At 58.4% G+C, this 12,762-nt stretch carries 12 protein-coding genes; 4 read left to right on the top strand and 8 right to left on the bottom strand.

Annotated features, from left to right (window positions below; all coding sequences use genetic code 11):
* Positions 1 to 4: 4 nt before the first annotated feature.
* From QD336_RS12045 to QD336_RS12025, 5 genes are all read right to left on the bottom strand, one after another.
* The gene (locus QD336_RS12045; RefSeq protein WP_269342528.1) at positions 5 to 682 is read right to left on the bottom strand and encodes a hypothetical protein; all 678 of its coding nucleotides are present in this window, start codon (positions 680 to 682) and stop codon (positions 5 to 7) included.
* Positions 675 to 2,960, bottom strand: coding sequence for a polysaccharide biosynthesis tyrosine autokinase (locus QD336_RS12040; protein ID WP_499170843.1), 2,286 nt, complete (start codon positions 2,958 to 2,960; stop codon positions 675 to 677). The genes QD336_RS12045 and QD336_RS12040 overlap by 8 nt, the downstream gene beginning before the upstream one ends.
* Positions 2,961 to 3,063: 103 nt before the next feature.
* Complete coding sequence (locus QD336_RS12035) at positions 3,064 to 3,921, bottom strand: hypothetical protein (RefSeq protein WP_499170842.1); 858 nt, start codon at positions 3,919 to 3,921, stop codon at positions 3,064 to 3,066.
* Positions 3,922 to 4,091: 170 nt separating this feature from the next.
* Positions 4,092 to 5,417, bottom strand: coding sequence for a glycoside hydrolase 5 family protein (locus QD336_RS12030; protein WP_499170840.1), 1,326 nt, complete (start codon positions 5,415 to 5,417; stop codon positions 4,092 to 4,094).
* 201 nt (positions 5,418 to 5,618) lie between these two features.
* Positions 5,619 to 5,921: a hypothetical protein gene (locus QD336_RS12025; protein ID WP_499170839.1), complete on the bottom strand. Its 303-nt coding sequence runs from the start codon at positions 5,919 to 5,921 to the stop codon at positions 5,619 to 5,621.
* Between QD336_RS12025 and QD336_RS12020 the strand changes: the two genes are divergently transcribed.
* The 3 genes from QD336_RS12020 (at position 5,907) to QD336_RS12010 (ending at position 9,660) form a co-directional block, all read left to right on the top strand.
* Positions 5,907 to 7,130 (top strand): glycosyltransferase family 4 protein, encoded by a 1,224-nt coding sequence (locus QD336_RS12020; protein ID WP_269342532.1) that lies wholly within the window; start codon positions 5,907 to 5,909, stop codon positions 7,128 to 7,130. The two genes, QD336_RS12025 and QD336_RS12020, sit on opposite strands and share 15 nt — an antisense overlap.
* Positions 7,131 to 7,203: 73 nt before the next feature.
* Complete coding sequence (locus tag QD336_RS12015; RefSeq protein WP_499170837.1) at positions 7,204 to 8,676, top strand: lipopolysaccharide biosynthesis protein; 1,473 nt, start codon at positions 7,204 to 7,206, stop codon at positions 8,674 to 8,676.
* Positions 8,677 to 8,712: 36 nt separating this feature from the next.
* Entirely contained in the window at positions 8,713 to 9,660 is a 948-nt protein-coding gene (locus QD336_RS12010; RefSeq protein ID WP_499170836.1) for a polysaccharide pyruvyl transferase family protein, read from the top strand.
* Between the two features lie 74 nt (positions 9,661 to 9,734).
* Here QD336_RS12010 and QD336_RS12005 read toward each other — a convergent pair whose 3' ends face one another.
* From QD336_RS12005 to QD336_RS11995, 3 genes are all read right to left on the bottom strand, one after another.
* The gene (locus tag QD336_RS12005) at positions 9,735 to 10,526 is read right to left on the bottom strand and encodes a metallophosphoesterase family protein (RefSeq protein WP_269342537.1); all 792 of its coding nucleotides are present in this window, start codon (positions 10,524 to 10,526) and stop codon (positions 9,735 to 9,737) included.
* A gap of 264 nt (positions 10,527 to 10,790) precedes the next feature.
* Positions 10,791 to 11,396, bottom strand: coding sequence for a transglutaminase-like cysteine peptidase (locus QD336_RS12000; RefSeq protein WP_499170835.1), 606 nt, complete (start codon positions 11,394 to 11,396; stop codon positions 10,791 to 10,793).
* A gap of 147 nt (positions 11,397 to 11,543) precedes the next feature.
* A complete protein-coding gene (locus tag QD336_RS11995) occupies positions 11,544 to 11,846 on the bottom strand; it encodes a hypothetical protein (protein ID WP_269342540.1) in 303 nt (100 codons plus the stop codon).
* A 346-nt stretch (positions 11,847 to 12,192) separates the two neighbouring features.
* Here QD336_RS11995 and QD336_RS11990 point away from each other — a divergent pair, with 346 nt between their 5' ends.
* Positions 12,193 to 12,750 carry an HNH endonuclease gene (locus tag QD336_RS11990; protein WP_003585610.1) on the top strand — a complete coding sequence of 186 codons (558 nt, stop codon included), beginning with the start codon at positions 12,193 to 12,195 and terminating at the stop codon, positions 12,748 to 12,750.
* Positions 12,751 to 12,762: the final 12 nt, after the last annotated feature.

Raw genomic sequence — 12,762 nt, 5'->3', positions numbered from 1 at the left:
TGGATCATGACAGCGGCGTCGCGCGTTTCGCGCCTGACAGCGGCGGTTTTGGGCAGATATCGGCAAGCGTCCAGCGCAGGATTTCTCCTTGCCTGCCGCAGACCACGGCTGTATCCGCCTCACGGGCTGTCTCGGCCTGTGGCAAGGTTTCCTTTGGAAATTGCCGCCACATCACGAAACGCCCACGGATCAGATTGGCATCGGCCGGCCCGTAGAGCTGGGAAAAATTCATCAATACCGCGATTTCCATGGGTGAGGCGTTGCGCAGCGAACGAACCATGGCAAGACGCAGCCATACATCGCCATTGGCGGGAAAACAAAACAGTGCATGGCGAATATAGGTTTCGGCAAAACCGAGACGCTCCAGGCCGGAAACGGATGCCAAATCACTGCCATTTGCATCGAGATCGGCCAGAACAAGCCTCAGCCCGGCTTTGACGATATCCGAACGACAGATTTTTTCGGTAACGACGGGGCGAAGATCCTCGACCGTTTTCGCAAGCAGATCCGGCGCAAGGCCGTTGCCATCGTCAGCGATCCTCGCCATGGCGACAACATCGGAAAACCGCCGGCTTTGCGAAAATGCCTGTGCCGCGACGGACAGGACGAAGATGGAAATGACGAGGACCGGCACGACCGCGAGGATTGTCCGCAGGCGCATCACGCCGTCACGCCTAGTCATGGTAATATCGCGTGTAACGCGAATGATAATATTCGCTGGAACCATAGGCCCGGTAAAGCTTCAGCTTTTCGGTATCCACCTTGTTGAGGATGACGCCGAGGCACTTCTTGCGGACATGGACTTCATTCTCCACGGTGTTTCGCACCGCCCTGCGGGCCGTTTTGCCCCATTCCGTGACGAAGATGAAACCGTCTATCCGCCCGGCCATCGCCCGCGCATCGACCACCGGCCCAAGTGGTGGCAGGTCGACGATGATGTAGTCGAAAACGTTGCTCGCTTCGGCCAGCAGCTTGTGCATTTGCATCGAAGTCAGCAGTTCGGAGGAATGGGGAACGCGCTGCTTGATCACTGTGGGCAGGAATGCAAGCCCGGTCTTCTCGTCGCGAAGCAGCACCTCCCGCAGGCTGCGGCCCTCCAGCAGGACTTCGAGCAGGCCTTCGCCGGCATGACGCGCCATGGCACGCGTGGCGCCGGGGTTGCGAATATCGGCATCCAGCAACAGCACCCGCGCGCCCTGCTCCGCAAGGAGCTGCGCGAGGTTGATGGAGATGGTGGATTTGCCTTCGCTGGGCAAGGTCGACACGACGCCCACGATCCGCGCCCCGCTTTTGGCGGGAATGCCGAGATCGATGGCCAGTCTGGTGCTGCGCAGCGTTTCGGAGAAGGAGGAGAGCGGGTGGTCGACCGCATAACGCGCGACGCCGGAAGGGCGCGTGATGCCGGGAGTGCTTTCCTGTCCCGTCGGCGGGGAATCCAGGGTCTGCTTGTTCGGGATGAGCGGGGTATTGCCGAGGAATTCCAGTCCGAGAACGTCGCGGACCTGTTCTCCGGTCCTGAAAAAACGGTCACGGAACTCGCGGAACGCGGCGATGCCGCCGCCGGCTGCGCCACCCATGATCATGAACATCGCCAGAATCAAAGCCTTGTTCGGCTTGCTCGGAACCTTGGGCGGCATCGCCTTGGAAATCACGCGCGCTTCCGTCACGGGGAAGGATTGTTGCTGCATCGCCTCCTGATGGCGCTGCAGGAAAGTCTGGTACATGTTCTTGTAGGTTTCAGCCTCACGCTGCAATTCACGCAGCTGAACCTGTGTCTCGCCGGCCGAGTTGCTGATATCCGTGGCTCTGACGACGCTTTCCGCCAGCGATTTTTCCTTTGCCTCCGAAACCTCCAGATCGCTTTTGTAACTTTGCGCGACGCGATTGATTTCCTGGAACATCAGCCGCCGGTATTCCTGCATTTCATTGCGCAGACGCACCGCCTGAACGTGGTTGCGACCAAGCCGGCTTGCGATTTCCGACTCGATCTTCGAGGCCTCGAGATATTTTTTACGCAGTTCGTTTGCGACCGAACTGTCGAGAATATCGGTAACGACCGCATCGTCGTCTCCGGTGGCAAGAATGTGCTCGATGCGCTGCACCCGCGCCCGCGCCTTGGCTGTTTCCGATTGTGCCAAAATCAGCGCGCTGTTGGATTCGGCCAGTTGCTGATCGGAAAGCAGGCCATTATTGCCGGTCGAAATCAGATTATGTTCGGCGCGAAATTTCTGCACGGCCAGATCGGTGTCGAGCGCCCGCTGGCGCAGTTCCGAAATACGGTCGGACAACCAGTCGCTGGCGCGCCTCGTCGCCTCATATTTGGAATTCAGCTTGTCCACCAGATAGGCTGAAGCCACGGCGTTGACGATCTGGGCAGCGAGAACCGGTGATGTCGAATTGTAGGTGAGTTCCAGCGCATAGGTCCGGCCGATGCGCTTGACGCTGAGGTCGCCGAGCAGCCGATCCGACAGCTCCCTCTTCAGCGTTTCATCATCGACAACGGTCGCTTTTTTCTTTGACGAGAACCATTGCGATACGTTCACGAGCGAGCGGACGGTGCCCAGCACTGAACTCAGAAACGATGCCCTTGTGGCATTGAATTCCTGATTTTCCGTAAGATTGAGACTGTTGACGACGGCAAGCCCGATGGTTTCCGATTGCAGGACCTCGACCTGGCTGAGAATGGAAACCTCGTCCTCGACAACACCGCCGATCGTGGAAAGCTGCTCGACGACCTGGCTGTTGTTGCGGTCGATCAGCAGGGTTGCCGTGGCTGAATAGATCGGAACGGTCGTTGCGGCGAAGGCGAGACCGATGGCCCCGGCAACCGCGATTGCGGCGAATACGACGCGCCACTGCCGGCGGGTTATCGCAAGAACGGCGTCGATGTCGATAAAGTCGCTCGAAAAGCCGCTTTTATCGTAGTCGGCCGTCGTCAGGGGATCGTGCCTTTGCAACAACTGTCAGCCTCGCTGTTTTTCGGCGGGCATGGCGCCTGCCGAATCGCGGTTATGTCACAGAACCGGCGGCAGCCTTTCCCTGGGAAAGGCTGCAAAGCCAAACTCAAACGGGACTTGTACTGGTAGGGGTGCTGGTGCTGCCGGTTGAAAGCGCGGACGATGTGCCTGTGCTGCCGGCCGTTCCGCCAATACCGCCGCCGCCGACCGGGGCGCTTCCGCCGCCAGCCTGTGCGGTACCGGTGCTGCCGGCATCGGTTCCCGAGCCGCCAATGCTGTTGGCGCTGGCGGGGGTGGAGCCGGCGCCACCGATCGGCGATGCGGGCGCTGCTGCGGCAGCAGCTGCCGCAGGCGCAGCCGCCGTTCCCGCTATATTCTCGCTAAAGGCTATGAGAAGATCGGAAGGTACGCTGGTAGCCTTTGTCTGCAACTGGATGGCGGCTGCAAGTATCGTATTGCCGCTCCGCATCGCGGCGGCGTGGGTGAGGGCGAGGCCTTCACCGACGACTTCCGAAAAGTCCTTGTTGCCGACTTTCTGAGCCAGCGCGACGATGGCGGGCAATTCACTCGAATCGTTCAGGATAAGTGCCGAAAGCTGTTCGGAGAACTGTGCCGCGCTGGTGGAAACGGCGATGATCGGAAACCCGCTCGTCACTTTGCCGGTCACGTCGGCAGCTGCCGCATCCGTGCTGGAAGCGATGGAGATCAAATCCCTGATCGTGCCCTGTGTGGGAGACTGTTTGAACAGTTCCGCGGCGGTCATCGAAACCGTGTCCGGGCTTACGCCATTGACACGGGCCAGAAACGCGGCGGTGCTTTCATCAGCGGCCTTAACGGGCGCACCGGTTACTGCACTCGCAGCCGCGGTTGTTGCGTCCTGTGCGTTGGCGACCGTGGAAATAAAACCGATGCTGGCAACCAACATCGCGCCAGCAAGCATTGAGCCGTTACGAAGCCGAGACATCACATCTCTCCAAATTATTAAAATACAAATTTAAGTACGAAAACATCGAGTATGGTTACTCAACATCTAAAAATCTGCTCTTAAATCGCACAGACCAAGCGTAGGATCAAGTGCTAAAATAGGCTTCGGGCAGGGACTTCCTCCTATCCTTAACGCCGGGACACCACCCTTCAAAAAACTTCCAGAACCGTGAGCTGATCGCTGGCGGAAAGCTGGTATTGCCCCCCTTCCTGCGAAAGCCTCTGTCGACTCACCGAACCGTCATCGAGGAAGCGGTGCGCGATGACCTGGCTATGGGAGCCGGCCACGGTAAAGGCCATGGGGCGTTCGGCCGGCGGGTTTTCGATCTGCGCCGGCCATCGCCAGGCTCGGATCGCCAGCCACACGGGCACCAGCAGCGCGCCATCCGGTCTTGTCAGCCGCAGGGAAACGCAGTCGGAAGCGCTTTCGAGGAAATCGAGCCTGCGCTCCGCCGGCGCCGTCTCCTGCCTTGCCGTGCAGAGCGAAAGAAGGCCACGAACGGCATCGTAAGCGGGTGTGCGGCTCAGATCGTGACGCAGCAGGCCAAAGGACGATTCCGGGTTCGTTTCGTCCAGGGCGAAACTCGACACCATTTCATAAATATAGGTCCTGCGGATGCCGGTGATGAAAGACCATAACAGCGTGCGCGGCATATAACGCGCCTTGATGCCTTCCGTGACAGGCAGATGAAAGGTCTTGGTCTTCAGCGCGGTATGATAGCCGATTTCGGTGGCGAGAACGGGTCGGCCCGTCACTATATGCGCCGATGCGGCGACAAATTTTGACAGTTCTTCCGGCCCGGTCGTTTCGGGGTTCTCCATTCCCACATAGGCATGAATATTGCCGTAGTCGCACACCTCTCCGAGGCTCTGCGCCAGCGGTACGTTCCCCTGAATATAGCTCGGTGCGACAATGCCGACGGCGTTCAGGCGCGGGTGGGAGCGGATCGTCTGGTGCAGCGCAAACTGATGCTGCGCAGAGATGCGTGGCGCGTTTTGCGGGTCCTTGATCAGCACCGGCTCATTGCTGCCCTCGAAAAGATCGATACCGCCATCACACCAGTCGTAAAAATCCGCGATCTTATCGAGCGGTGTCGCGAAATAGGGGTTGAGATCGTCATAACAGATGATGGTGAGGCGCATGCCCGCCGCAACAATCCGGCGCAGACGCTGGAAGACGGCGCTGCCGCGGCTGTCCTTGGCGGTGATGATGCCTTCATCACGCAGATGGCGAATGCCGAGTGCTTCCATTTCTGGCAGGATGCGGTCGAAATATTCCGGATAGACGCCTTTCGTGCGGGCGAAGTGACTGCAGACGCCAATACTGTCCAGAAAGGTTTCCGTATCGGCGGAAACAACGGTCTGGGCCTGTGCGGTGACGGGGCGTGCGCTTGAGGCGACCGCCAGTGCGAAGGGCACTGAAAGCAGGCCGCGGCGTGTCAGTCGGCCCATCGCGATCGGCTGGTTTCCATTCATCTGCGCCTCCCGGCAACATGGCAAAAATGATGGATGCCCGCCATCATGCGGACATCACCGTGTAAAACGGCGAAGATGCCTATGGAATGTCGAGATCAGATTGTCCTGAAAACTTCCGGCAATGAGACCGTCATCCAAATTCACAAGTTCGAAACGAAATAATGTTATAAATCATTAATATAATTCCGGGAGACAGCGGAGTTACAAATGTTGGTCCCGGACGATTTGCCTGCGGATATCAGGATAACCGAGACCAGTTCTTTTCGCAACACGGGATGGTTTTTGTCGCGTCGCGAAAAAATCACTTGAAATGCCGGTAAATCCCGTGCTTTTTGAAAGCGGATTTTTTGTATTCATATTTTCTAACGTTAAATCTGTCCCGGTTTTGTATTTTCTGATGCCCTGTCGCTCCCGTAATATTTGGGAATTTCGGGCGGGGCCGGGGCGGATGCCATAAATTTTCGATGAAGGAAAACAGAGCGTATCCGCATGCGTATTCTCCATCTCAGCAGCCTTTATCCGCCGCATATTGTCGGGGGATGCGAACGCTCGGTCGAACATCTTGCCGAGGAACTCGTCTCCATGGGACATACGGTCGGCGCCGCCTGCATAGAGCGGCAGGCCGAACCGAAAACGGTGCGCAACGGCGTTACCGTTTACCGCATGTTCCACAACAACGATTTCTGGCTTGAGGACTGGCCGCAATATACGCCGCAGCAGCGGCGTGTGCAGAAGCTCAAGCAGCAGTGGAATTTCGATGTCGAAAAGCAGTTCGAGGCCGTTCTCGACGATTTCCGGCCGGATGTCCTCAACACCCATTCGCTGCTGGATGTGACGACGCTGGTGTGGCGGGCGGCGCATAAGCGCGGCATTCCGATTGTCCACACGATCTGTGAATATGATCTTCTGTGCGGCAACGCCGCCATGTTCAAGGGCGGCAAGCCCTGCGAACACATCCATCTCGGCTGTCAGGTGGTGAATTTCACCAAGAAATTCACGCAGCGTTATATTGGCGCGGTGGCAAGCGTCGGCACGGAAATCCTCAAGACGCATGTCAATCACGGGCTTTTCCATCATATTCCGGAAAGTCTGCGCCGCGTCATCTTCTATTCCTGCACGGTTCCGGAAGGCGATCCTGTCGCACGCCGCAAGATCGACCGCACGGGCCGGCCGCTGACCTTCGGTTACATCGGCCGTATCAATACCGAAAAGGGCGTCGGCAACATGGTCGATGCCTTCAGGCAAATCGGTCACGGCAACTGGCGCTGTCTGGTGGCCGGCCAGGCGATGGATGATTCCATCGAACGGTTTACGGCACAGGCCGGCGATCTGCCGATCGAATTCATCGGCTGGGCAAAACCGAAGGAGTTTTTCGAGGAGATCGACGTGCTCATCGTTCCCTCCTTCTGGGCCGAGCCTTCGCCGCGCACGATCTACGAGGCTTATGCCATGGGCGTGCCGGTCATTGGCGCGGCCTCGGGCGGTATTCCGGAGCTGATCGGCGAGACAAACCATGACTGGCTGTTCGAACCGGGCAACGCCACCGACCTTGCTGCGCGCATCCGCCGGGTGCTGACGCTTTCGCGCGAGGAACTGCCGACGGAGGCAGATTTCGGAAACATCGTCGAGGAATCCACCTCGCGCCGGGTCGGTGAAAATTATGTGAAACTCTATGAGGACGTGCTGGCGAAAAGCAAGGCTGCGGCTGCATGATGAGCCTGCTGTGGCCAAACCCTGATCCCGCAGCCTCTGGCGAGGCGCGATCCAGTGGGCCGGGGCTTTGCAAATGGTAAGGTTGGACGACAGCTCTCCCCGTCTGGAAAAGCGCTCGATCACAAGCGCCTTGTGGAGTGCGGTTGGCAGCTATGGCAATGTGTTTTTGTCCTTCATTGTCTTTCTTATTCTGGCGCGCCTCTTGGCGCCGGATGAGTTTGGGCTTGTCGCCATAGCGACGGTTTTCGTGGATATTATCCTCGTCATTGCCCGCGGCGGCTTGCCGGAGGCAGTGTTGCAGCGGCCAAAGCTGGATGAAGACTATGCCGACACCGCCTTCTGGTTTTCACTCCTGTGGGGAGCGGTGTTGTGTGCCCTGCTTTCGCTGGCGGCGCCTTTCCTTGCGGGCCTGTTCGGGATTGCCGAACTCAGCCCGGTCCTGATGGCGCTTTCCACCGTTCTCTTCATCATGGGTGCCGGCACCATCCATGAGGCCAGGCTGCAGCGCGAGTTCGCCTTTCGCAAGCTAGCCATGCGCGCGCTCCTGTCCAATTTTCTTGCCGGTGTGATCGCAATCGCCCTTGCCCTGAATGGTTGGGGCGTATGGGCAATGGTCGTTCAAAGGCTGATCGCCAGTCTCGTGACGACGGTTATGAACTGGATTGCCAGCGGATGGGTGCCACGCCTGCGTTTCGTGCGCGCCTATGTGGCCGATCAGTGGAGTTTCGGCTCGCGCATCTTCGCCGCAAATTTTCTGATGGGTCTCAATGTCCGCCTGCAGGAGCTGATCGCCGCGACTTTTCTCTCGACTGCGGCCGTGGGCTACATCCGGTTGTCATGGCGGTGCATCGACCTTGTCAGTCAGCTGGCCGTCATTCCCCTGACATCGGTGGCGTTGACGAGTTATGCCCGTATCAATGCCGAGAACAAATCGCTCGAAAATGCCTATTTCGGTTTCATCCGGCTGTCGGGTGTCATCGCTTTCCCGTGTTTCCTGGGCCTTGCAGCCACGGCGCCGGTTCTTGTTCCCGTCGCCTTCGGCGAAAACTGGGCAGCCGCCGCGCCGGTCACGCAATTATTATGTCTGACGGCTCTGCCGTTTGTCGCCAATTCATTCGTCTGGCCGCTTCTGACCGCCATCAGGCAGGGTGGCAAAACCCTCTTTCTGTCGTTTCTGCAGGTCGTGATCGGTTGCGGTCTTGGTCTTGCCGCCGCACCTTTCGGCTTGCTGCCGGTTACTCTGGCCCATGTGGTAAGGGCCTATCTGACGTGGCCGGTCGCCTTGGTCAGTGTCAGGAACAGTGCAGGCATATCGATAGGCGGTACGTTTCGCACCTGCATGCCACCGCTCATCGCGGCCGTCGCCATGGCTGTTCTGGTGAGCGGCCTCTCCTGGATAATGGGCGAACGTTTCTCCAAGCCGGTAACGCTGTGCCTGCTGGTTTCGGCAGGGGCGGTGATCTATCCGGTTCTGCTTTTTGTCACCATGCCCCGGGACATAAAGGGGGTGCTCAGGGAGGCCAGAGCGCTTCTTTCACGAAAATGAAATTGCAGAACGGCTTAATTTCAGGACGAGGTTCTAATGAAGACGATTACCATTCTCGACACAACCGTAGCCTCGGACAATCTTGGCGATCAGATCATTCTTGATGCCGTCAAGGGCGTGTTGCTTGAGGTCGTTCCACAAGCCTATCCCTATCATGTGGCGACCCATGAATATATGACGAATGTCTCGAAGTCGCTGCTGCGCCAGAGCGAAGCCGCCTTCGTGGCCGGCACGAATATTCTCGCGTCGAACATGGAAGCCCGCGTGTTGTGGAAGCTGCTGCCATGGGATGCATTCGCCTTCCGCGACACCGTTCTTCTTGGCTGCGGCTGGATGAACTACATGAAACAGCCAAATGCCTATTCGCGCTGGATTTTGAAGAAAATCCTGTCGGATAAATTCATACATGCGGTGCGTGACAACTACACCGCCGAAAAACTCCGATCCATGGGGAAACAGGTTCTGAACACCTCATGCCCGACCATGTGGGGTCTTGGCCCGGACCATTGCAAATCCATTCCCACAGGCAAGGCTTCTTCCGTCGTCACCACGCTCACCTTCTACCTCAATCGGCAGGAGGAGGACAAAAAGATGATCGAAATTCTGAAGGATCGTTACGACACCGTCTATTTCTGGCCGCAGCAATGCGAGGATACGGCCTATCTCGCTTCGATGAATATTTCCGGGTTGAAGTTCATCGATCCGACTCTCGCGGCCTATAATCACTTTCTTGATAATGAGGATGTGGATTTTGTGGGCACGCGCCTGCATGGCGGCATTCGCGCGATGCAGAAATTTCGCCGCGCCCTGATCGTCAAAGTCGATAACCGGGCCACGGAAATTTCCAAGGATACCGGTTTGCCGACAATGGATCGCAAGGATTTCGACAGAATGTCGAACTGGATTTCCGGGAGCGACGTGCCACCGATAAAGTTGCCGGTGGACGCAATCGAAACCTGGAAACGGCAATTCAAGAGCGCGTGAGAACCCGCAATTCGTTACGGCCTCTCGCACACGCATGACGGCCGTCTTTCGGGATAATGAGCCGATTGCTCACCTCAGCTCAGCAGCTGCAAGCCCGCATCCGAAAGTTTGAGGACGGTGAGCCTGCCCGTCGTAAAGGCGCCGGTGTCGATGCCGATCCGCTGCGGGCCGGTTTCGGGTTCGGCGACCGGCGTGTGGCCATGGACGACGAGGAGATCCAGGCCTGCGCCTTGCGAGAGGAATGGCTCCCTGATCCACAACATGTCCTCATCGGTCTGCGCTTCCAGCGGCACGCCTGGCCTCAAACCGGCATGCACGAAGATATAAGGCCCTATACGGGCGCTGATGGGCAGGCTGGATAAAAGCTGGCGGTGGGCTTGCGGAATAGCGCCCAGCAGGGCGTCCTTGAATGGCTGCAGTCTCAGGCGTCCCCTGTGCAGGAAATAATCGATATCGACGCCGTAGGACAAAAGCGTCTGGCGGCCGCCAAAATCCAGCCAATGCATGTTGTCCTGCGGGTTTTCAAGAAAATCGTTGAAGAGTTGCTCATGGTTGCCGCAAAGCGCGATACGGCGCAGCGGTGCCGGCGGCGCCTGCAGCAAATGTTCCAGAACCCCGCAGGAATCGCGGCCGCGATCGACGTAGTCACCAAGGAGAACGACCAGTGCGGGGGAGGGGTCGGGAGCCAGGTCCGCAAGGATTTTCCGCTCCGCCTGCAACAACAGGTCGAGAGTGCCATGCACGTCACCAATGGCGTAGATCGGGAATGAGGCCGGTTTGTCGCCAAGGTCCAATCTGCGCCGCCTCCGGTCGTCGCGGGGGGGTGGTTGTTTACGACCGCGAATCCAGTTGAGCACCTTGGGCATAATTGGCGATACTGTCTCTCCCGCACAAGGTCAAGAGCGTTGAAGGCCGCCGCCGCATCACCCGCCGAAGCGCAGCTGAGGCAATGCGCGACCATCCACCGAAGCCCTGCCGAATGAAGCAACCAAAAGCGGTTCAGGAAGGCAGGATGCAAAGGTTTTCGGGGGATAAAATACCCTCTCCGGTGTTCGAAAGACAGGTGGTTTTTAACCCGTGATCCGTGCCCGCCGCCCGAAACCGCGCAGCGGCTTCGGAAGACAAATGCCCTAGAGTTTCAGCCAGACACGCGGGTTTTCGTGCGACTGGATCTTGATCCATTTCAGATCGACCGCTTTCCACGGTTTGACGACATTGGTGCGGTTATCCAGCACCATATCGCCCTGGCTGGTGCTGACGATCAGAACGGCGTGACCTATACCTTCCGTGGTGCGGGCGGTGGCGATGCGCAGGGCGCCGGAAGGCCAGCCGGCGCGCAGGAGGCGCTGTCTCTTGGTCACCGCGAAATCCTCGCAGTCGCCGCTTGCCGGGTTCAGCTTCCAGTCGTCTTCACCGTCCCGTTCACCGGCATAGCTGATCGACGTATTGATCTCGTAATTGATGCGTTGGAGTTCCGCGCGGTTCTCTTTGGTCAGTTCCACCGTGTCGCGATCGCCGATGCGGATGCACTGGTCGGCGGCATCCTCGCAAAATTTCGCAAAGGCGATGGGTGCGATGGTGGAGCGGGTCGTCGTCATGAACTGGCCGGGCCGCGGTGTGGCAGGCTTGTGGGTCAGGCCGCCAAGCTGGACCGCCGATGCCGTTGTCGCGATGCCTGCCGTCACGCTGGCAGCGATGGCAAAAACCCTTGCCAGACGGATTGCCTTATTCGCCATGTCCTTGCCCCTGCACAGTTGCTTTTCCTTGTGCCTGGCACCATAGCGGCCCTTTGTTGCGGGCCGTTTAAGTCGATAGATTGCATTTTAATGAAATCTAATTTTGCTGCCGCGTGACGGGAACAGGCAGGAAACCGGCAGCGGCCCTCACTTGCAGCGGGTGCGGCCCTCGGCGTCGACAATGCAGCTCTGTTGCGGAACGGCCCGTCTGAGCTCGCGCCGCGTATCGGGCGAGGCGCTGCGGCCTGCCGGTGGCCGGTCGTAATTTCGGTAGATTTCGAAATTATGCCCGCCGATCGTTCCCTGCGCGCCGCCCCGGCGATCCGGCGTCACTTCGAAATTCTGGTATTGCTGGGCATGGGCGCTCGTGGCAAGGCCGATCATGAGGGTGAAGGCCCCGGCCGCCAGGCTGTGCCGCAACCTCGTCGCTTGCCGTCTGCGCAAGATCATGGCCGTTTCCTCCATTGATGCAACGATGGATGCCTCCGCCGCATATTTGCCACGGCCGGCGCGCATTCATTTCCAATCGCTGGTCGGGATCATCATATCACCGATATCGCGTCCGGCGTGAGAAGGATTTGTGCCGGCCGGCGGGCGAATCACCTGCCTGCTGCTTCGGCCGAAGATGTCGTGTGGCTACCGGGTGCGGCCGGGCGGCACGATCGCCAGCAATGCAAAAATGACCTTTCTGCGGCTCAAAAATTAAGCTCTTCGTCGCTGCATTTATAGGCTTCACAATCCTGTAACAACGGACCTAATATACAAGTGCAGATGCCGAATCGCTCAGGAGAAGCCCTTGACGATTGCAGTTTCACCACAGGCCCTGCCGGCGCTCGTTCTGAACGCAGACTACAGGCCACTGAGTTATTACCCCTTGTCGTTATGGTCCTGGCAGGACGCGATCAAGGCTGTCTTTCTAGACCGTGTGAACATCATTGCAGAATATGATCACGCGGTGTCGTCCCCCAGCTTTTCCATGCGGCTGCCGAGTGTCGTCAGCCTCAAGACTTACGTGCAGCCAACCCGCAACCCCGCTTTCACGCGCTTCAACGTTTTCCTTCGGGACAAGTTCGAATGCCAGTATTGCGGCACGCGGGACGAATTGACCTTCGACCACGTGATTCCCCGCGCGCATGGCGGTGAAACCACCTGGCACAACGTCGTCGCGGCGTGCTCTCCCTGCAACCTCAAAAAAGGCAGCAAGCTTCCCAAACAGGCGGGCATGTTCCCGGCCCAGAAGCCCTTCCAGCCGACGGTTCAGGATTTGCACAATAACGGGCGTCTGTTCCCGCCCAACTATCTGCACGAAAGCTGGATGGACTATCTTTACTGGGATACCGAGCTGCAGCCCTGATCCTTCAGGACT

The organism is Rhizobium sp. BR 250 (assembly GCF_047445855.1).
GTDB lineage: Bacteria > Pseudomonadota > Alphaproteobacteria > Rhizobiales > Rhizobiaceae > Agrobacterium > Agrobacterium tumefaciens_I.
The sequence above is the reverse complement of the archived record's forward strand: the minus strand, read 5'-3'. Positions and strand labels throughout refer to the sequence as shown.

Bases quoted from the DNA above. Each gene is read 5' to 3' on its own strand.
- QD336_RS12045 (WP_269342528.1), bottom strand. From the start codon at position 682: ATGACTAGGCGTGACGGCGTGATGCGCCTGCGGACAATCCTCGCGGTC.
- QD336_RS12035 (WP_499170842.1), bottom strand. From the start codon at position 3,921: ATGTCTCGGCTTCGTAACGGCTCAATGCTTGCTGGCGCGATGTTGGTT.
- QD336_RS12030 (WP_499170840.1), bottom strand. From the start codon at position 5,417: ATGAATGGAAACCAGCCGATCGCGATGGGCCGACTGACACGCCGCGGC.
- QD336_RS12020 (WP_269342532.1), top strand. From the start codon at position 5,907: ATGCGTATTCTCCATCTCAGCAGCCTTTATCCGCCGCATATTGTCGGG.
- QD336_RS12025 (WP_499170839.1), bottom strand. From the start codon at position 5,921: ATGGAGAATACGCATGCGGATACGCTCTGTTTTCCTTCATCGAAAATT.
- QD336_RS12015 (WP_499170837.1), top strand. From the start codon at position 7,204: ATGGTAAGGTTGGACGACAGCTCTCCCCGTCTGGAAAAGCGCTCGATC.
- QD336_RS12010 (WP_499170836.1), top strand. From the start codon at position 8,713: ATGAAGACGATTACCATTCTCGACACAACCGTAGCCTCGGACAATCTT.
- QD336_RS12005 (WP_269342537.1), bottom strand. From the start codon at position 10,526: ATGCCCAAGGTGCTCAACTGGATTCGCGGTCGTAAACAACCACCCCCC.
- QD336_RS12000 (WP_499170835.1), bottom strand. From the start codon at position 11,396: ATGGCGAATAAGGCAATCCGTCTGGCAAGGGTTTTTGCCATCGCTGCC.
- QD336_RS11995 (WP_269342540.1), bottom strand. From the start codon at position 11,846: ATGATCTTGCGCAGACGGCAAGCGACGAGGTTGCGGCACAGCCTGGCG.